Annotated in this window: 13 protein-coding genes; all 13 read left to right on the top strand. The window is 55.5% G+C overall.

Annotated features, from left to right (window positions below; translation table 11 throughout):
• The first annotated feature begins 520 nt into the window (after nt 1-520).
• The 13 genes from CHB59_RS05710 (at nt 521) to CHB59_RS05650 (ending at nt 20,276) form a co-directional block, all read left to right on the top strand.
• Nucleotides 521-6,034 carry a glutamate synthase-related protein gene (locus CHB59_RS05710; protein WP_089375399.1) on the top strand — a complete coding sequence of 1,838 codons (5,514 nt, stop codon included), beginning with the start codon at nt 521-523 and terminating at the stop codon, nt 6,032-6,034.
• Nucleotides 6,035-6,099: 65 nt separating this feature from the next.
• Nucleotides 6,100-7,845, top strand: a complete 1,746-nt coding sequence (locus tag CHB59_RS05705; protein WP_089375275.1) for a sulfite reductase subunit alpha — start codon at nt 6,100-6,102, stop codon at nt 7,843-7,845.
• 218 nt (nt 7,846-8,063) lie between these two features.
• Nucleotides 8,064-8,696: a hypothetical protein gene (locus CHB59_RS05700; protein WP_245835053.1), complete on the top strand. Its 633-nt coding sequence runs from the start codon at nt 8,064-8,066 to the stop codon at nt 8,694-8,696.
• A 6-nt stretch (nt 8,697-8,702) separates the two neighbouring features.
• The gene (locus CHB59_RS05695; RefSeq protein ID WP_425435865.1) at nt 8,703-9,863 is read left to right on the top strand and encodes an efflux RND transporter periplasmic adaptor subunit; all 1,161 of its coding nucleotides are present in this window, start codon (nt 8,703-8,705) and stop codon (nt 9,861-9,863) included.
• Nucleotides 9,860-11,809 carry a MacB family efflux pump subunit gene (locus CHB59_RS05690; protein ID WP_281252018.1) on the top strand — a complete coding sequence of 650 codons (1,950 nt, stop codon included), beginning with the start codon at nt 9,860-9,862 and terminating at the stop codon, nt 11,807-11,809. Before CHB59_RS05695 ends, CHB59_RS05690 begins: the two co-directional genes overlap by 4 nt.
• On the top strand, nt 11,802-13,193 hold the full coding sequence (locus tag CHB59_RS05685; RefSeq protein WP_245835052.1) for an efflux transporter outer membrane subunit: 1,392 nt from the start codon (nt 11,802-11,804) through the stop codon (nt 13,191-13,193). Before CHB59_RS05690 ends, CHB59_RS05685 begins: the two co-directional genes overlap by 8 nt.
• An 85-nt stretch (nt 13,194-13,278) precedes the next feature.
• Nucleotides 13,279-14,196, top strand: coding sequence for a tetratricopeptide repeat protein (locus tag CHB59_RS05680; RefSeq protein ID WP_089375272.1), 918 nt, complete (start codon nt 13,279-13,281; stop codon nt 14,194-14,196).
• A 99-nt stretch (nt 14,197-14,295) separates the two neighbouring features.
• Complete coding sequence (locus CHB59_RS05675) at nt 14,296-14,799, top strand: sigma-70 family RNA polymerase sigma factor (RefSeq protein ID WP_089375271.1); 504 nt, start codon at nt 14,296-14,298, stop codon at nt 14,797-14,799.
• Nucleotides 14,796-15,725 carry a FecR domain-containing protein gene (locus tag CHB59_RS05670; RefSeq protein ID WP_245835050.1) on the top strand — a complete coding sequence of 310 codons (930 nt, stop codon included), beginning with the start codon at nt 14,796-14,798 and terminating at the stop codon, nt 15,723-15,725. The genes CHB59_RS05675 and CHB59_RS05670 overlap by 4 nt, the downstream gene beginning before the upstream one ends.
• 100 nt (nt 15,726-15,825) lie before the next feature.
• Nucleotides 15,826-18,276, top strand: coding sequence for a TonB-dependent receptor (locus CHB59_RS05665; RefSeq protein WP_245835049.1), 2,451 nt, complete (start codon nt 15,826-15,828; stop codon nt 18,274-18,276).
• Between the two features lie 27 nt (nt 18,277-18,303).
• Nucleotides 18,304-19,437, top strand: coding sequence for a PepSY-associated TM helix domain-containing protein (locus CHB59_RS05660; protein ID WP_089375268.1), 1,134 nt, complete (start codon nt 18,304-18,306; stop codon nt 19,435-19,437).
• Between the two features lie 30 nt (nt 19,438-19,467).
• Nucleotides 19,468-19,641, top strand: a complete 174-nt coding sequence (locus CHB59_RS11730; protein ID WP_089375267.1) for a hypothetical protein — start codon at nt 19,468-19,470, stop codon at nt 19,639-19,641.
• Between the two features lie 302 nt (nt 19,642-19,943).
• Nucleotides 19,944-20,276 (top strand): TonB-dependent receptor, encoded by a 333-nt coding sequence (locus tag CHB59_RS05650; protein WP_089375266.1) that lies wholly within the window; start codon nt 19,944-19,946, stop codon nt 20,274-20,276.
• Nucleotides 20,277-20,401: the final 125 nt, after the last annotated feature.

The following is a 20,401-nucleotide window of genomic DNA, read 5'->3' as shown; positions in this document are numbered from 1 at the left end:
TGTATCGGCAATGCCGGGAATGCACATTATTGGTGCCTGATTTCCTTCAATCTGCCTGAAGGAAATCAACCGGCAACATTCTCTCTTCTTCCTTTTTCACTTCCTCATCGCGTTATGTCTTAGGCTACTGCCAGTCCCGGCGCAGGATTGGCGTTCCTCTTGCATGTCTGGTACTCCGGTGCTTGCCCGCATATCCGCCATGATGATGCAGCCGAAATGCACGGTAATTGTGCTTAAACAATGCGGATGCACATTTTTGGTGCTTTTGATATGTTTCTCATTAAAGGTAAAGGATGCCAACTGTATGATGGGTGGCGATATAAGGCTTTGTTTTTAAAATGGATACTAGGGAATTGTCGGAGGCGGAATAAAGGGTTTTGTGCTGTGGCACGTTCATTGCTTATCAATAAGCCCGGCGCAAGCTGGGATGCTTGCTGTGGCGATTAGTTGACAATATATCACGCCTTGGTGCGAGGTATAGCAACGCCACCGGATATTAATGAAATTGCTGGAGAAGCACATGAGCACCATCAACAGTTCGCAGAGCGAGAATACTTTTGGCTTGTATGACAGTTCCCTGGAAAAGGATAACTGTGGCGTTGGCTTCATTACCCGCAAGGACGGGGTGCAGACGCATGATGTACTGGTCAAGGGGCATGAAGCGCTGTGTACGATTCCTCACCGCGGCGGTATGTCCGCTGAGGGTGTGGGCGATGGCGCCGGGGTTTCCCTGGATCTTTCCCTGTCATTTTTCCGCAGATTGACGGGCCAGCCACTGGAAGCCGGGCGTTTCGGGGTGGGTAATTTCTTCCTGCCATCTGATGCTGCAGCGTATGAACATGCTGAAGAAGTGATCCGCAAGGCCCTGGCGGACAAAGGTCTGGATATACTGCTGGTACGGGATGTGCCAGTGGATAGCAGTGCCATCCGTCCTGCCGCAGTGCGTTATCAGCTTCCCATCCAGCAATGGATATTTACTGCACCTGAAGGGATAGATGCACAGGAGTTCGATCGCTGTATCTACCAGGCGCTGCTCGCAATCGAGGAACAGGCCTATACCGAAGCTGTATTGAGCGGCCTCTACCCCCTGTCGATGTCCGCGCATACACAAGTGCTCAAGGGACGCCTGAACTCCAATGAAGTGATCCCGTATTTCCATGACCTTATGGAAGAGGATCATGCCGTGCACACCATGTATTTCCATACACGGTTCTCCACCAACACTGACCCACACCCAAGCATGGCGCAGCCATTCCGTATGATGGCACACAATGGGGAATTGAACACTGACCGCAAGAACCGCATTGCGGAAGCTGCGCTGGCGCGTGCGCGCAATGGCAAGATTTTTCGCCCCAAAGGCCAGTCCGATAGCTCGCGCCTGGACCAGACACTGAATAGCCGCCTTATGGATGATGGCCTGGACCTGGTGACTGCCGTGGTTTCCATGATGCCGCCAGCCTGGGAAAATGATGCGACTCTGCCGGACAACGTCAAGGCGATGCTGGAATATTTCTCACTCTATGAAGAAAAGAACGACGGCCCCGCAGCGTTGATTTTCGGTAATGGCAGCGTGATTGGTGCGCGTCTGGACCGCCTGGGCCTGCGCCCCTTGCGTAGCGTCGAGACCGAGGAATACCTGTGTGTCATGTCCGAGGCTGGCCAGATCAATTTCCCACCAGAAGATGTCTTGCGCCGTGGCCGTATCGAGGCGGGTGGCATGTTGTATTACGACCATGGTGAAAAGCGTTCCCGTGGAACACTGGAAACCCTGGAAATGCTGGCAGGCAAGCGAGATTACGCAGCTTTGCTGGAGCAAGCCCGCGTCACCCTGAAGCAATTGCCTGCGGTACCTGCAGAGGTTGCTGGATCGCCACAGCGCTATCATGGCGACCTGACCTTGTATCAGCGCTTTGTCGCGAATTACTACAATCAGGAAAGTTTCAAGTTCATGATGGACCCGATGCTGGCAACCGGCGCGGAAAAGATTTCTGCCATGGGTTATGGCAATGCCATCAATGCATTGAGTGACCATGAAGGTGGCGTGGCCCATTATTTCTCGCAACGTTTTGCCCAGGTGACCAACCCACCACTGGATTCCATCCGTGAGGCGGATGGCATGACCTTGCGCGTGGCACTTGGTGCCAAGCCCAACATGAACAAGGGTAAGGGGCGGCAGATCGTGATTGATTCGCCTATCCTGAGCCATCTCGACATGCTCAAGTTGCGCGAGCAGAAAGAAACGCCATATCGATACTTCGAATCGCTGTACACCCAGGTGGCTGGTGATGAGGCTGCAAACGCGCGCGCGCTGGAACAGGCCATAGACAACCTGGCGGAAGCGGTAGTGGATTTTGCCCGTGAGCAAGGTGGCATTGCCGTGATTTCTGATCGTCATGTCTCTGCCAGCCAGGCAGCCTTGCCATTGCTGCTGGTCGTGTCTGCAACCAACCAGCGCCTGATCGATGAAGGCCTGCGCCTGGATGTGTCATTGATCGCGGAAAGTGGCCAGATCGTTTCCTCGCACCATGTGGCGGCGACACTGGGTTTTGGCGCCTCTGCCGTTTACCCGCTGGGCGTGCAGTTGCGTGCGGAAGAAAAATACGGCGCCGATGCTGACAAGGCATTCAAGAAATACGCCAAGGCGGCTGAAAAAGCGCTGATGAAGACCATGGGCAAGGTGGGTCTGTGCACAGTGGAAAGCTATATCGGCGGTGAATTCTTTGAGCCCAATTTCCTCAATACCAATGACCCGGTCTTGCGCAAATACTTCCCCAACCTGAAGACGCCAGTAGGTGGTGCCGGGTTTGTGGATATTGCCAACATGACCGTGAACTGGCATCAGGAAGCACTTACTATCACTGACGAAGGCAGCATGCCGTTGCTTGGCTTGTTCAAGGAACGCTCTGAAGGCGCTGGCCATTCGTTCGGTACTATTGCGGTGCGTGGTTTTGTTGAGATGACGGAAGAGAAGATTCATTTCGACAAGCAAGGCAAACAGCCTGAAGATGAATTCCTGCGCCTCATGACATTGTCCCGCCTGGAAGATGCATTTGCCCTCAAGAAGGGCGAGGCTTTCAGCAACGGTAGTTTTGATCGCCTGAGTGCAGAAGTGATCGACCAGATCGGCGTCACGCAGAGCTATCGCAGTTTCTCCCATTCGATGGCAGAAGAACGTGCCAAGCGCCCTTCTGCATTGCGGGATGTGCTGGCGTTCCCGGCGGATGTGACCAACCTGAAGACTGCAGATGAATTCCGTGCCGTGCTGGGACGTTTTGCGGTTGCAGGCAATAACAGTATTGCCGTGCGTGGCCTGCAGGCCCAGATATTGGGTAATGACCGTTTCAGCCTGCAGCTGACTGGCACCCAGGCTGGCGATATTTCCCGCTTGTCTGAATTGGGGCAAGCACTGGTGGCGCACTTCGGCAAGGCAATCAGCGGACACTGGCTGGAAGGCAGCGTCCTTACAGTTGAAGCCACTGGCAAGGCAGCAGAATATTTCGGGCTGCTGCATGTGGCGCCTGAAAGTGTGCCGCTCAATGAAGTGCAGCCAGCCAGCGAAATTACCCGCAGCTTCGCTTCTGGTGCCATGAGCCATGGTGCTCTGGTCGCTCCGGCGCACGAGGCTGTGGCGCACGGTACCAATATGGTCGGCGGCATGTCCAACTCCGGCGAAGGCGGTGAGCATATCTCACGTTATGGCACTATCCGTGCTTCCCGCATCAAGCAGCTGGCTTCTGGCCGTTTTGGTGTCTGGGCCGGGTATCTGGCCGACCCCATGCTGGAAGAGCTGGAGATCAAGATCGGTCAGGGCGCGAAGCCCGGGGAAGGTGGTCAGTTGCCATCTCCCAAGGTAACCGTTGAGATTGCGGCTGCGCGTGGTGGCACGCCGGGAGTGGAGCTGGTTTCCCCGCCTCCGCATCACGATACCTATTCAATCGAAGATCTGGCACAACTGATTCATGACTGCAAGGCGGCGCGCGTGCGCGTGATCGTCAAGCTGGTCTCGTCAGAAGGCATAGGGACGATTGCCGTGGGCGTTGCCAAGGCTGGTGCTGATGTGATCAACGTGGCAGGTAATACCGGCGGTACTGGTGCTGCATCCGTGACCAGCCTCAAGTACACCGGCCGTGTTGCGGAAATCGGGATTGCCGAGGTGCACCAGGCATTGTCTGCCAATGGTTTGCGTGACAAGGTGATCCTGCGTTGCTCCGGCGCACACCAGACTGCCAGTGATGTCGTGAAATCCGCCATGCTCGGCGGGGACAGTTTCGAGTTCGGCACGACAGCGCTCATGATGCTGAAGTGCGTGATGGCGAAGAACTGCAACGTCAAGTGTCCTGCCGGCCTGACAACCAATGCTGAAGTATTTGATGGTGACCCGCGTGCACTGGCGCAGTACCTGGTCAATGTCGCGCATGAAACCCGAGAGATTCTTGCTGTTATCGGCCTGCGCTCCTTGCGCGAGGCGCGCGGACGCTCCGACTTGTTGCAGTTGCTGGATCATCCGGCTGCCGTTGGACAGCTTGACCTGCGTGCCATGTTGACGATGGTGCCTGAGGTAAAGATTGAGAATCCGGTCTATATGGAGAAGGATTTTGAGCTCGATGACGCGTTCGTCGATGTGTTGCGCCAGGCACTGGTGGCTGATCGTCAGCTGGAAGTGCATCTTGGCGAAGGCCGTGCGCTGAATAACCGCAACAAGACTGTAGGTGGTCAGCTGGCGATTGATATCGAGCGATTGCTCAACCATGAACTGACAGCCGAGCAGGCATTGCAGTTGCCTGCGGTAGCCATGGATCAGCGTGGTCGTCGCTTCCTTAAGCCTGATAGTGTCAAGGTCAGCACCACTGGTTCTGCAGGACAGTCCTATGGCGCATTCTGCAATGATGGCATGGTCATGCATCACAGTGGCACGTGTAACGATGGCGTGGGCAAGGGGCAATGCGGCGGCACCATTATCGTCTCCTCTCCTGGCGGCGGTTCCGAGCAGGCCGGCGGCAATGTGCTGGTCGGTAATTTTGCGCTGTTTGGCGCAACAGGTGGTCGCCTGTTTGTGGAAGGTCAGGCTGGTGACCGGTTTGCCGTGCGTAACTCCGGTGCTACTGCCGTGGTCGAGGGAGTGGGCGATTTCGCGTGTGAATACATGACCAACGGCGCTGTGCTCAACCTTGGCGCATTCGGCAAGGGTTTCGGTAACGGCATGAGCGGTGGCTTTGCTTATCAATATGATCCGTATGGTGAGCTGGCTGGCAAGGTTGCTACAGACTCCGTGCTGCTTGGCAATATCACTGATGACAATGAAATGGCACGTGTACACAGCCTGGCGATCCAGCAATTGTTGCAATGGCACCTGGAAGCCACTGGCTCTGCGCGTGCGGCATGGTTGCTGGAAAACTGGGAAACCGAGCGTCAGAACTTTGTTTTTGTCATGCCACGCGCCCTGCTGCTTTACCAGGACAGCGAGGAAATACTCAAGGCCAAGCCGCGCAAGGACTTGCTCGAAGAGTTGTCCACAGCATTGGCGGCCTATCAGGTACGCAAGTTCAAGCTGGCATACCGTGATGGCAAACCCGTGGCTGGTGGCAAGGTGCCAGGTCACGGTGAGGCGGATTCAGAGGAAATGTTCGAGCTGCTGAACAATTACACTGTGCTCAACATGGCACAACAGGTGGCACTGGCCAAATTGCCCCATATCAGTGATGTGGCTGATCCTGCCGTGCAGAAAGCCGTGCGTAACCTGTTGCTGACCGAGGATTTCCTGCTGATGCAGAAATTGCAGCGTTATGCGCGTGAAGCCATCGAGGGCTACAGTGACCTGGAGCTTGCAGTGCTGATTGCGGACAAACGCCTGAGGGATTACAAATCGGCATTGGACCTGCGTAATATTCTTTCCATGGACAGCCCGGGTACCTATGGCTGGATTATTCACCAGAGTGCGAAGAACGTTGCGCAGATCGGGGAATTGCCTAGCCTGGAAGGCTTGTTTGCCAAGGCATCCATGCATGAACTTGTCACTACCCTGAGAGCTCATTGATAATCACGTAATTCATAACACATGCCGTGCTTGATGCACGGCATGCATTTGTTGACGACCAGATAATGAAAATTCCTTATATCCCTGAAGATTCCCCGTTCAACCAAGACCAGAAAGCCTGGCTGGCTGGTTTCATGGCGGGCCTGCAAACCCGGCTGTTAGACATGGGCGATTCGGCCGCGCGTGCCAAGCCGCCAATTTATATCCTCTACGGCTCGCAAACCGGCAATGCCGAAGGATTGGCACGTACTGCCGCAGGCAACGCCAAGCAGCACGGGCTGGAGCCAGTGGTGAAGGCGCTGGACGAGGTGGAACTGGAAGAGTTTGGCAATATGCGTCGGGTGATGATCATCACCTCGACTTACGGCGAAGGTGAAATGCCGGACAATGCCCAGTTGTTCTGGGAGGCCTTGTCCGCCGGACATGCCGAGCGCATTGAAGAAATGAGCTTTGGTGTGCTGGCGATAGGTGACACTGGCTATGATGGTTTCTGCGAAGCTGGTAAGAATCTGGATACCCGCCTGGAGCAGCTGGGTGCCAAGCGCCTGCTAGCGCGTGTTGACTGTGACGTGGATTTTGAAGAGCCTGCGAACACCTGGATTGAGGCAGCTCTGCCCTTGTTTGCGGAAGTGGAAGGTGGCCCGGATGAAGTGGCTGCCACTCCTGCAACAGAAGTGGCAGCACCAGTGGCATCTGCTTATAACCGCAAGAATCCTTATGCCTCTGCATTGGCGGTCAATCGCCGCCTTTCTGGCCAGGGTTCCGGCAAGGAAATCCGCCACTATGAGTTTGACCTCGGTGACAGTGGCATTCATTACGAGGCTGGTGATGCGCTGAATGTGGTGCCGGAGAACAACCCAGAACTCGTGAGCCTGATCCTGGAGCGTCTGGATGCCAAGGCAGATGCTGCAGTGGCTAAACATGACCAGCCACTGGTGGAATTGCTGGCTCGCAATTTCGAGATTTCCACGCCTTCACGGGAGTTGATTGCGGCTGTTGAACAGCGAGCAGGCAATGAAGACCTGAGCCGTATTGTGCAGAGTGGCGACAAGGCGGCGCTGGAGCACTGGTTGTGGGGCAAGGATGTACTGGACCTGTTGCAGCTGAATCCATCCCTGGCGTTGAGCGCGGATGAGTTTGTGGCGCTGCTCAAGCCCCTGCAGCATCGTGCTTATTCCATTTCCTCCAGTTCTCTGGCCAATCCGGATCGCATCCACCTGACCGTGGCCAGCGTGCGGTATGCTTCCGCTGGCCGGCAACGTGGCGGCGTATGCTCCACCTATCTGGCCGACAGGGTGCAGGAAGGTGATACTGCCGGGATTTTCCTGACAACCAACAAGTCCTTCCGCGTGCCTGTGGATAAGAGTGCGCCGGTCATCATGGTTGGCCCGGGTACCGGTATCGCACCGTTCCGGGCGTTTCTGCAGGAACGTCGCGCGTCTGATGCAGATGGTCGCAACTGGCTGTTTTTCGGTGACCAGACGCGAGCCAGTGATTTCATCTATGAGGATGAACTGACTGCCATGATGAAGGATGGTGTGCTCAACCGTCTCGATCTTGCCTTCTCGCGCGATCAGTCTGACAAGATTTATGTTCAGACCCGCATGCGGGAGAACGGTAAGGAGTTGTATGCCTGGCTACAGGATGGTGGCCATTTCTACGTCTGCGGCGATGCCAGCCGCATGGCCAAGGATGTGGACCAGGCACTGCATGATGTGGTGGCTGAACATGGTGGCCTGGATGTAGAAGGCGCGATTGCTTACGTCAACCAGCTCAAGCGCGACAAGCGTTATCTACGCGATGTTTACTAATATCTCGGATATTAGTTGATTATCATCACGGGGCCTTCGGGCCCCGTTTCTTTTGCCCTGACTGTTGTTGTGTCTGCGCTGTCGCCCTGGCCAGGCACCCTGATGAGACGGAAATTACAATTTTTTTGTCCTGCAAGGTGTCCTTTTTTCATTCTCGCGTGTCATTACTAGTAAGAACGTCAAATTTTCTGACAACAACAAGACAACAAGGAATGAATATGGTGAAAGCAAACAAGATCAAACTGGGTATCCAGGCCATGATGGCGACATTACTGCTGGGCAGCATGACAGTAGTCCAGGCGGATTACCTGTGGTTGGAGCCAGCTCAGGATGGCATGCATGCCTATTTGGGCATGCATGAAACTTCAACCAAGGCTGACCTTTCCAGCCTGAACGCACCGCGCGCATTCCTCACGGATGGCAAGGAATTGGCGCTTAAGGCAGGCAAGGAATACCTGCAGGTGGCCGCCGTGCCAGCAGATATGCGCGTGACGGCGCAGGTCGTGGAGCAGGACAATGTGTTGCATTTTTACCAGGCACGCTTCGGGCGTCACGAAACCAAGGCCGTGAATGATCTGGAGTTGGTGCCTACCGAGCCAGGCGGCAAGACATTCAGGCTGATCTGGAAAGATAGTCCGGTAGCAGCTTCCCAGGTGAATGTAAGCACCAGTGATGGCTGGATACGCACCCTCAAGCCAGCTGAAGATGGCAGCGTGACCCTGGATACCCCATTTCCAGGCCTGTATATCCTGGAGGTGACGGCGCGTGTTAATGGCAGCATGACGTATCAGGGCAGGAAATTTGAGGATGTGCGTCATACCGCTACCCTGAGTTTTGAGGTCCAGCCCTAGATGAGATTGCGACAGCGCAGGTGGACATGGCTGCTATTGCTGATTGTTGGTGCGATGGCGGCATGGCTGTGGTGGGGCGGCAGGCCACAGAATGCGTTTGAAACCGAACTGGTAAAGCGCGGGGATATTGAGTACAACGTCACTGCCATAGGTACTTTGCAGCCACTCAGCTATGTGGACGTGGGAGCGCAGGTATCGGGCCAGATACTGGAGCTGCATGTGCAGCCCGGAGATTATGTGGCAAAAGGCCAGCTGCTGGCAGAAATCGATCCGCGTGTGCCACAGGCAACAGTCGATGCTGGACGCGCTGCGCTGGCCGGGTTGCAGGCCCAGCTGGAAGAGCAGCAGGCTCAATATCAACTGGCCAACCAGCAGCAGGAGCGTCAGCAGCGCATGCATGCCGAAGGGTCAACCAGGACTGAAGATGTACAGCAGGCTGAAGCTGCCCTGAAAACTGCTGCGGCAAGAATCAAGAACCTGGAGGCGCAGATTGTGCAGACCCAATCGACCCTGCAGGGGAATGAAGCCCTGCTCGGGTTCACGCGCATCTATGCCCCCATGTCAGGTACCGTGGTGTCCGTGGATGCCAAGACTGGCCAGACATTGAATGCTACCTACCAGACTCCTACCCTGTTGCGTATTGCAGACCTGTCCGCCATGACTGTGTGGACAGAGGTTTCCGAAGCTGATGTGCGTCATGTCAAACCCGGCATGGCAGTTTACTTCAAGACGCTGGGCGGAGATGCCAGGCGCTGGAACGGTACTGTGCGCCAGGTGTTGCCGGCACCACCAAAGCCAGAGGGCAACAATACGTCCACGACGCAGACACCAAGCAGCAACAAGGTGGTGCTGTATACCGTATTGTTTGACGTGGATAACAGCGATGGTGAATTGATGCCGCAAATGACCGCCCAGGTGGCGTTTGTCGTGGCTTCGGCACAGAAAGTACTGACAGTGCCGGTAATGGCGTTGGCGGAGGTGGGAACCGCTGCGAACCAATATCAGGTGCGAGTGCTGGGCAAGGATGGCAAGGCCAGCTGGCGCAAGGTGACTACCGGAGTGCGTACTCGCTTGCGGACAGAACTTGTATCCGGGCTGGCTGAGGGCGAGCAACTCATTATTGCGGACAAGGCTCCGCAACCCAGTCCCTGGAGATTCCAGTTTTGAATGAACGCATGCCGCTGATCTCCCTGCGCGACATCCGCAAGCACTTTGGCGGTGGTGATAAGCCACAGGTAGAGATATTGCATGGTATTTCGTTGGATATTCATGCCGGGGAGTTTGTAGCCATTGTCGGTACGTCAGGTTCCGGCAAATCCACGCTCATGAATATCCTGGGTTGTCTTGACCGCCCCAGCGCTGGTACTTACCTATTCGCAGGACGCAATGTTGCAGGCATGGATGTGGATGAGCTGGCTTGGTTGCGCCGGGAAGCCTTTGGCTTCGTCTTCCAGGGATACCACCTGATTGCGACTGAAACCGCCCAGGAAAATGTGGAGATTCCTGCGCTCTATGCCGGCATGCCGGAACATGAACGCGCCCAGCGGGCCCGATCCCTGTTGGCGCGGCTGGGGCTGGAAGAACGCTTGCAATATCGTCCCAAGCAGTTGTCCGGCGGCCAACAACAGCGTGTCTCGATTGCGCGGGCGCTCATGAATGGTGGTCGCATCATTCTCGCAGACGAACCGACAGGTGCGCTGGATTCACGCAGTGGTGAAGAAGTCATGCGTTTGCTCAATGAACTTGCGGATGCCGGTCATACCATTATCCTCATTACGCATGACCGTGATGTGGCGGCAAATGCGCGCCGGGTGATAGAAATACGCGACGGTGATGTCATTAGTGATACCGGCGTCAATCGTGTCACAGAAAGCGCCGGCAGTATGCCGGTCTTCACGCTGGATGAGCAGGCATCTACAGCGCAGTGGCAAGGGGATATGCTGGAAGCCTGTCGCGCAGCCTGGCGTGTGATGTGGGTCAATCGTTTTCGCACGGCCCTGACATTGCTTGGCATCATCATTGGGGTGGCATCGGTGATCGTCATGCTGGCAGTAGGCATGGGCACCAAGGAACGGGTGGTGGCGGAGCTGGGTGCGTTTGGCACCAACCATATCTATGTCAGTCCCAAGCGCGAAAGCTCGCGTGTGCCTGGACGTGGCATCAATTTGTCTGACCTGGATGCGCTAGAGGAGCTGCCGCAGATTTCCTATGTGTTGCCCAATTTGTCCGGCAGCAAAGTCGTGAGGTACGGCAACCAGGATGCCCAGACCAGAATCAAGGGCACACGTGCCGCCATGTCACGCATGTTGTCCTGGCCTGTGGTGGCCGGTGCCTTCTTCAGCGAGGAGGATGACCAGCACATGGCGACTGTGGCTGTGCTGGGGCCGCGGCTGGTCAGCAACTTGATGCCAGATGTGGAAAATCCGGTGGGGGAAACAATACTGATAGGCAATGTGCCATTTCAGGTGATTGGCGTGCTGGGCTCCAAGGGAAGCGTGACCGGGGACGAAAGTGTGGATGATCTGGTGATCATTCCCTACACCGCAGCTGCCATGCGTGTCTTTGGCGAACGTGATCCTACATATGTCACGCTGGAAGTGAGTGATATGGCACAAGTAGATGCAGCAGGAAAGGCTGTGGAAGAGTTGCTGTTATCGCGTCATAGAGTCCGCGATTTCAATGTGGAGAACGCCGCCGCTTCCATCGCTGCCCAGGCCAAGACACAGGGCAGCATGAGTATGATGCTGGCCATGATCGCAGTGATTTCCCTGCTGGTCGGCGGTATCGGGGTCATGAATGTCATGCTTATGACAGTTCGGGAGCGTACCCGTGAAATCGGTATCCGTATGGCAACTGGCGCGCGACAGCGTGACATTCTTCAGCAATTCCTCACTGAGGCCGTGCTGGTGACAACCGTTGGTGGTGTGACTGGCGTGATATGCGGCCTGGCAATCGGTACTACCCTGGTTTTTCTCGGCATGCCGGTCATTTTTTCCCTGAGCGCGATTATTGGTGCTTTCCTGTGTTCTGTCGTTACTGGCCTCGTGTTTGGATTCATGCCTGCGCGCCAGGCCGCCCGGCTGGATCCTGTGGTGGCATTGGCGAATGAGTGATATGAGAACCCCCACTTTATTTTGTCTGCTGCTGTTATTGGCTGCTTGCAGCAGTGTCGCACCTTTGCAGCCGAACCCTGATGACGGGCTGGCACAGATGCCGCAGCAATGGCACAACCAGGTCAGTGCAGGTGGCGCCACATTGGATGAAGCCTGGTGGCGAGGATTTGGCAGTGCGGAACTGCTTGCACTGATCCAGCAGTCCCAGACTGCGAATTACGACCTGGTCGCTGCAGTGGCCCGCGTGAGTCAGGCACAAAAGCTGGCTATCATGGCAGGAGCACCACTGTTGCCTGAAGTGACAGCGACAGCCGGTATTGGGCGCCAACGACCATTGGGAGGTAGCAACGCTGCAACGCTCAGTACGTATTCAACAGGGTTGGCGGCCAGCTATGAAATTGACTTCTGGGGTAAGAATCGTGTGGCTTACCAGGGAGCGCTGGCACGTCTTCAGCAGAGTGAATTTGACCGTGACAGTATGCGCCTCACCATTACTGCCAGTGTTGCCAATACATGGCTGGAAGTCGCGGGACTGCGTGGTCGTACGGAAATTGCCCGCCAGAACCTGGCAAATGCCGAGCAAGTGCTGGTCTTAGTCGAGTCCAGGTACTATGCTGGCGCGGCCAACCAGGTCGAACTTTCCCAGCAGCAAGGGCTGGTGGCGGCCCAGCATCGTGAGCTGGCGCAGTTGCAGCAACAGCAGGGTAATGCCGAGACCATATTGGCTACCCTATTGTCTCAACCTTTGACGGACAGGCTTGTGGGCAGCAGCAGACTGCTCGATGTACAGGTTCCGGATGCGCGCGCCGGCTTGCCTGTCACTCTGTTGACGCGCCGGCCGGACATTGCCAGTGCTGAAGCAGCATTGCTGGCTGCCAATGCGGATATCGAGGTTGCCCGGGCAGTCATGTTGCCCAGTATTACCTTGAGTGGCGGAGTTTATGGGAGTAGTGAGCACTTGCGCAGCTTTCTTGACAGACCCTTGTATAGCCTTGCAGCCGGGCTGACCGCTCCTATCTTCAATGCCGGGCGCCTGGCTGCCCAGCGTGATTATGCGATTGCCCGGCGGGAGGAGCTGCTGGCCAACTACCGGCAGGCTATCGTGGCAGCACTCGGGGATGTGGAAGCGGCCCTCAACCGCATTGCTGGTCTGGACCAGCAGGCCTTGGCCCAGGCAACAGCACTGGAACATGCTGGACGTGCATTTGCCTCTGCCCAGTCGCGCTACCAGGCCGGCGCGGAAACCATGCTGACTCTGCTGGATACGCAACGTACCTTGTTTTCAGCACAGGACCTTAGCCTGCAGGTACAGCAGCAACGCCTGCAGGCCTCTGTTGATTTGTACCGGGCACTGGGAGGCGGATGGGAGCGGAAAATTCACTGAATAGTGCGCAGGGATGCGTCAGTCAGGTATGACTGCAGGAATTGGTGTATAGTCATCACCTGATTAATTCCTGTTCTCAATTAGCATGTCTGCCAGCCATTCCTTAGCCCCTACCCCGGAACATCTCAAGAAACTTACGACAGAAGAGTTGAAGCAGCGGCTTGCTGGTGCGCCGGAAGAGGCAGTGCAATGGATACAGGCGCTGGCTGAACAAGGTGTTGCAGAAGCTCAAGTCCTGCTGGGGCAGGCATATCTCGATGGACACGGCCTGGCACCAGACCCGAAGCAGGCAAGGATATGGTTCCGCAAGGCGGCAGAGGCCGGCGACCTGATGGGCATGAATATGCTGGGGCGTGCATATGACCAGGGCTGGGGTGGCCTGGTAGACCATGCTTGTGCGGCATACTGGTTCCGCATGGCAGCCAATCAGGGGCTGGATTGGGGTATGTATAACTATGCCAATCTGCTGTTGCATGGCCAAGGTGTGGAAAAAGATGAAGCAGTAGCTTTTGACTGGTACCAACAGGCGGCGTCGCTCGGGCACGCCAAGTCCCTGGGTGTCGTCGGACGCTTTTTTGAAGAAGGTTGGCTCGGAACACAGGATAAGGAACAGGCGTTCGAGTTCTATCGACGTTCTGCTGACGCAGGGGATTTTCGTGGACAGTACAACTATGCCTTGATGCTGGAGGAACGCGGGAACCCGGCGCAGGCAGCCGAATGGATGCGCAAGGCGCTGGACGGCGCACACCTGGCATTCTCGCGGACCATGGCCATCAACCTGCAGCAGCACCCACATGCCAGCCTGCGTCAGGTTGCGCGGGAAGCGCTGCTCAAGTGTGCGCGCCAGGGCGATGTCAACGATATGTATACTTATGCCCGGGCGATGCTGGCCCAGCCTGATATGGCCAGTATCTCGCTGGGACGTCAGTGGCTGCAGCAGGCCGCTGCGCAGGGGCATGCGCAGGCACAGCGCGAGCTTGCTGTGAATCTCCGTCTTAGTTGACCAGGATCAGGCGGACTGGATTGCCAAGCGGCAGCAATTGGACAATAATGAGAATTATTCCCTATTGCTCAGCTGAGGTCTGCCGCCCATGGCATTACCATGTCTACCAAGCATTCCCTGATTTCCGATCTGGCGCGACAGTTGTATACCCATCATCACGGATGGTTGTACGCCTGGTTGCGCAGGAAGCTTGGGTGCCAGCATACAGCGGCTGATGTCACGCAGGACACTTTTGTACGTCTGATCGTGTCCGGCAGGATGCCGCTTCCCGAGCAATCGCGGGCTTACCTGACCCAGATCGCCAAGGGCCTGGTAACGGATCTCTATCGCCGCCGCCATCTGGAGCGGGCCTATCATGAGTGGTTGTTGCAATTGCCACTGCCAGAGGCTCCTTCCCCAGAACAGCAGGCCATAGTGCTGCAAAGCCTGATTCAATTGGACCAGCTGCTGGATCAGTTGCCGCATAAAGTCCGGGAGACTTTTCTGCTGTCGCGCTTGGATGGCCTGACCTATAGCGAAATTGCTGTTCATCTCGGTATTTCTGTGGCTGCCGTGCGTAAATATATGCTCAAGGCGGCACAGGTTTGCATGGAGATGGCGTGAACGATACCGCTTTGCAGCAACAAGCGCTGGAATGGCAGGTTGTCCTGTGGTCGGGAGAAGTGACAGCGGCAGAGCAGCGAGCGTTCGAAATCTGGCTTGCTGCCAATGAGCAACATCAGCAGGCGTGGGATGGATTGGCTACCATGCAGCATACCCTGCAGGAGTTGCGGGTGCCGGCAGCCGCACTGTTACGCGATAAACCGCAGGCAACCAAGCGCAGGCGGTTGTTGCAGGTGCTCGCTGTCGGAACGCTTGCCGCTGGCATGGTGCCGTTGGCGCGTCACACGGATATCTGGCAGGACTGGTCGGCAGACCACCATACCCATGCCGGTGAGCAGCAGCACCTGCTCCTGGCGGATGGCAGCCGTCTCAGTCTGAATACTTCCACCGCTGTGGATATCGAGTTCAATGCCATGGAACGGCGATTATTGCTGCATCGCGGAGAAATTCATATTGCGGTTGCTCCTGGGGCGCATCCCCTTTTTATCCAGACCCGCCATGGAACAGCCCAGGCACTTGGTTCCAGGCTCAATATGCGTGTGCGGGCGGATGAAACATGGGTGTCGGCACAGGAAGGTGCCGCCAGACTGATACCGACCCATGGGGCGGCGGATTATATGCTGGCCAGTGGCCTGCAGGCCGGATTTTCAAGTCACGCTGTAACGGAAACCATGCCGAATGGAGCCGAGGCAACCTGGCTGGAAGGGAGGCTGGTGGCGGAACGCATGCGGCTGGGAGATTTTCTTGATGAACTGAACCGTTATCGCGCAGGTGTCATCCGTTGTGATGCTGCCGTTGCCAATATGGTGGTGTCCGGTGTATTTCCGTTGCCTGATACGGACAGGATACTGGAATCCCTCTTGCAGGCACTACCTTTGCGCATCAGTTATTTCTCGCGCTACTGGGTATCCGTGCATGCCTTGTGAGTATGCCGTGGGTATATGCAGAAAATTTTTGCTGTATGTGTAGCACTTTTGCGTTCTCGTCCGGGATAGGAGTAACACCTACTTTCTCGAAAAAGGAACCATGATGCTGGACCAAAACGATTGCCGGACATTAGCCCGCCCATTAGCTACTCGACAACTGGCAGCAGCATTGCTGGCCTCCGGAATGATCACGCTGGCATTGGCACCACAGGCCAGGGCTGAAGCTGGGCAAATCAGCCAGGCCGGCAGGAATTTCAATATTGCGGCAGGCCCGCTGGACCAGGTGCTGAATACCTATGCCAAGGAAACCGGGATATTGCTGGTGATTGATGGCAGGTTGACCGAAGGCAGGCAAAGCCGCGGGCTGAATGGCACATATGAACTGAGGCCGGGCCTGGATGCTATTCTTGCCGGTAGCGGGTTACAGGCGGTGGTGCAGGATAACGGCAGTTACAAACTGCAGAAGGCCCTGCAACTTCCTCGTGCCACGGGTGATGCAACGACGACCCTGCCGGAAGTGGCAGTATCAGCCAGTGCTGAGAGGCAGGGCGAGTTAAGCCCGGAGTATCCCGGGATGCAGGTTGCCCGTGGCGGGCGTGCGGGCTTGCTGGGGCAGCGTGACTTCATGGATCTGCCATTCAATGCCACCAACTATACGTCCGATATGATAGAAAACCAGCAGGCGCGCAGTATCGGCGACCTGTTGCAGAGTGATCCTTCTGTCAGGCAGGCCAGTGCGCGTACTAATATCAACGAAGATTTCTCCATCCGTGGCTTTACTGTCTCCAGCCAGGATTTGGCCTTCAATGGCATGTATGGATTGATGCCTTTTTATCGTGTGCCAGTGGAAATGGCAGAGCGCGTGGAAGTGCTGAAAGGTCCAAGTGCCTTGCTCAATGGCATGCCGCCAAGCGGCAATGTGGGCGGCAGTATCAATGTGGTGCCTAAGCGTGCGGCAGACCAGCCCCTGACGAGGTTCACTGCGAGCTATATGTCGGATTCCATCTATGGCGGTCATGCCGACCTTGGCCGCCGGTTTGGTGAGAACAACGAGTTCGGCATTCGCCTCAATGGCGCCTACCGCAAGGGCGATATGCGCATAGATCGTCAGGATGTGGAAGAGACGGTAGGCAGCCTGGCGCTGGATTACCGTGGCGAGCGCCTGCGTTTGTCCGCCGATATCATGTATCAGCAGGAAAATCTTGGCGTGGTGGTCAGGCAATTTTCCGTGGGAAATACATTGACCAAGATGCCGAGCGCGCCTGATAACAAGCTGAATTATCCCGGGTATGGATACTCCAAGATGAAAGACAGTACCGTGGTACTGCGCGGCGAATACGATATCAATGACCAGGCAACGGTGTACGCGGGATTTGGCACGCGCAAGAGCCGCATGGATGCGTTGGCAGGCAATCCCACATTGGACAGCGCGGATGGCACCTTCAGTTCCGCGGCAGCCTTGCAGTTGTATGATGTGAGCTCAAGGTCGGCAGAGATCGGCGGCAGGTTCCAGTTCTCGACAGGGGCTGTCAAGCACCAGGTCAGCGCAGGCGTGACCCGTGTGACGCAAAATGCTGATATACATTTTGTGGGAGTGGGACTGTTTGAAACCAACAACCTCTATTCCCCGGTATATGGGGATACGCCGGATACCAGTGGTTTCCGTGGCAAGACACTGAAATATACCACCATGGAACTGACCAGCTATGCCTTGGCTGATACCTTATCCTTCATGGATGACCGCTTGCAACTGACGCTGGGCGCGCGGCACCAGAATGTGGAACAGCAGAACTATGTGATAGGTACAGGCCAGAAATCTGGTGAGGGATACGACAAGAGCGCTGTGACGCCGGTTGCTGGCATTGTGTTCAAACCGGTAGAAAATGTGGCGTTATATGCCAATTACATTGAAGGGTTGAGCCAGGGGCAAGTCGCGCAGCCGCCAGCTACCAATGCCGGACAAATGTTCTCTCCCTACAAAACCAAGCAGAAGGAAGCAGGCGTAAAGGTGGATTGGGGCAGGGTTGCCACTACACTGAGCCTATTTGAAATTGAGCGACCCAGTGCGATTACCACTGGTAACGAATATCGTGTGAGCGGCGAACAGCGTAATCGTGGTATCGAACTCAATGTCTTTGGCGAATTGAACTCCCGCGTGCGGATATTGGGTGGCGGTGCCTATAGCCAGGGCAAACTGGTCAAGACAGAAGGTGGTAATTTCAATGGCAATACCGCGATTGGGGTGCCGGACTGGCAGGTTAGCCTGGGTAGCGAGTGGGACCCTGTGTTTGCCCAGGGACTGACGTTGACGGCCCGGGTCATCCATACCAGCAAGCAGTACGTGAACGAGGCAAACACGCTGTCTATCCCCAGTGTGACCCGTTTTGATATCGGCGCGCGATACAAGACCACCCTCAATGACACGCCGGTGACATTACGGGCCAATGTCGAGAACCTGTTTGACCGGGATTTCTGGAACACCTCCAACGAGGGTTACATTTATCTTGGCACACCACGTACTGTGCTATTGTCGGCCACTGTTGATTTCTAACAGGATAATCTGCTTCAAAGGAACAGGATGAGTATCAGGAAGTGGTATTTCGTACATAAATGGACCAGCCTGGTCTGCACGGCATTTTTACTGATGCTGTGCATTACCGGTCTGCCCTTGATCTTCCATGAAGAGATCGAGCACCTTTCCGGTGTAGTGGAAGCACCGCCCATGCCGGAAGATACACCCTATGCCAGCCTGGACAAGGTGGCCGAGGCTGCGCATAAGCAGCGGCCTGGGGATGTCATCCGCTTCATGTTCTGGGAGCAGGATGAACACCCTCATGTGACTCTGGTCTCAATGGCTGAAACCATGGATGCTCCCCCGGATGACGCCAAGGTCGTACTGATCGACAGTCGTACTGCCAAGGTACTGGACGAGCCGCCACCTGACCGCGGCTTCATGTACGTGATGTTCAAACTGCATGTCGACATGTTTGCCGGACTGCCCGGCATGTTGTTTCTCGGCTTTATGGGCTTGCTGTTCGCGGTAGCGATTATTTCCGGCATCGTCTTGTACCACCCTTTCATGCGGCGGCTGAATTTCGGCACCATCAGGCGTGAAAAACAGGCGCGCCTGAAATGGCTGGATATCCATAATCTGCTGGGCGTTGCCACTCTGGTCTGGGCATTGGTGGTCGGATTGACCGGTACCATCAATACCCTGAGCCAGATCGTGATCTTCGTCTGGCAGAGTGACCAGATGGCGGAAATGACCGCGCCTTACAAGGACTTGCCAGTTCCTACCACACTGGGTTCCTTGCAAGCGTCGATTGATACCGCCAAACAGGCGATTCCTGATATGCATGTGAGTTTTGTTGCTTTCCCGGGCAGCATGTTTTCCAGTCCACACCATTACACCGTCTTCATGAAAGGCAATACGCCCGTGACTTCCCGCCTGCTCAAACCGGCACTGGTGGATGCCCAGACCACTGAACTGACGGACGCACGCGACATGCCCTGGTACGTAAAAACCCTGCTGCTGTCCCAACCCTTGCACTTCGGTGATTATGGCGGCTTGCCGCTGAAAATCATCTGGACCCTGCTCGACCTGATCACCATCGTAGTGCTTGGCAGCGGCCTGTATCTCTGGATCAAGCGCCGCAAACATACAGAAAAGCGCCTGGCGGAGCTGGAGCAGCACCATGCGGCCAGGGCCTGACATGTGGATTGGGGATAAGGGAACAAAGATATGAACAAGCGGTTTATCGACATATGGGGCTGGCCTATCCTGCTGGCAATCCTCACGACACTGGGTCTCTTGTCAGCCTTGCTTGGCATTGGTATCTGGCATTGGCTTGCCTGGGCCAGCCTTGCAGTGCCGCTGATCGTGATCTGGCACTACTGGTTGCGGCCTAAACGATGAGCACAGGATTTCAAGCGGCTTGTGACATGCCACAGCATGCCATACTGGCAAAACATGAAGATTTTCGGGAGCAAACGGAGCTTATCTGAATCACCCTACTTGCATCATTGTTGACAATGATTTTCATTTAGATCATTATGGATGCCATGCATTCTTGGCATCTAACTTTCTCCGCCAATAATGTGTTTCCTTTTGGCTGGCAGAATTTCTGCCAGCCTTTTTTATTTCTGTTTACGTTCTTGTGGTGCGCTGTCGGCTTCTGCTTGCTGGATATCCAATGTGATAATAATCATTATTAATTAATGAGTTTTATTGCCATGTTGCAGGCCCTTCCTCTTTTTGAGCAGGTCTTACGCATCCAGCTCTGGCGGCGGCGTGAGCTGGAGCAGGTATATCTTTCCCGAGCACGACTTTTCTGTGGGGGTGCTCGTTTCCAGAGCAGTGTTGACTATGACTACACCGGTAGCGGATACACTATCCACCAAGGTGGTTTGACTATCTTTGGGCTGATCGCTCAATACCTGATCAATTTCCATGCGGATATTAATTTGGCCATCAATCATTTGTTTGATAAACGATACTATTCAAGCCTTGGTCAAGGTACGGGTTATTACTACTATGGAGCGCCACGCTGAATTCTGGTTACCGTGAAATATCATTTCTGAATTGTGGCACGGTGTTCATCCAATACTTCATATCAATGATGCCAGCCGGTTTGCTTGGTTTATATCTGGATGGTTATTCTCGATACAGTATCCCT

This window comes from Methylobacillus rhizosphaerae, from assembly GCF_900187985.1.
Classification (GTDB): Bacteria; Pseudomonadota; Gammaproteobacteria; order Burkholderiales; family Methylophilaceae; genus Methylobacillus; species Methylobacillus rhizosphaerae.
The sequence above is the reverse complement of the archived record's forward strand: the minus strand, read 5'-3'. Positions and strand labels throughout refer to the sequence as shown.

Coding starts and splice junctions, on each gene's coding strand:
- CHB59_RS05650 (WP_089375266.1), top strand. CDS start 19,944: ATGAGTTTTATTGCCATGTTGCAGGCCCTTCCTCTTTTTGAGCAGGTC.
- CHB59_RS05700 (WP_245835053.1), top strand. CDS start 8,064: ATGGTGAAAGCAAACAAGATCAAACTGGGTATCCAGGCCATGATGGCG.
- CHB59_RS05660 (WP_089375268.1), top strand. CDS start 18,304: ATGAGTATCAGGAAGTGGTATTTCGTACATAAATGGACCAGCCTGGTC.
- CHB59_RS11730 (WP_089375267.1), top strand. CDS start 19,468: ATGAACAAGCGGTTTATCGACATATGGGGCTGGCCTATCCTGCTGGCA.
- CHB59_RS05705 (WP_089375275.1), top strand. CDS start 6,100: ATGAAAATTCCTTATATCCCTGAAGATTCCCCGTTCAACCAAGACCAG.
- CHB59_RS05680 (WP_089375272.1), top strand. CDS start 13,279: ATGTCTGCCAGCCATTCCTTAGCCCCTACCCCGGAACATCTCAAGAAA.
- CHB59_RS05675 (WP_089375271.1), top strand. CDS start 14,296: ATGTCTACCAAGCATTCCCTGATTTCCGATCTGGCGCGACAGTTGTAT.
- CHB59_RS05665 (WP_245835049.1), top strand. CDS start 15,826: ATGATGCTGGACCAAAACGATTGCCGGACATTAGCCCGCCCATTAGCT.
- CHB59_RS05710 (WP_089375399.1), top strand. CDS start 521: ATGAGCACCATCAACAGTTCGCAGAGCGAGAATACTTTTGGCTTGTAT.
- CHB59_RS05685 (WP_245835052.1), top strand. CDS start 11,802: ATGAGTGATATGAGAACCCCCACTTTATTTTGTCTGCTGCTGTTATTG.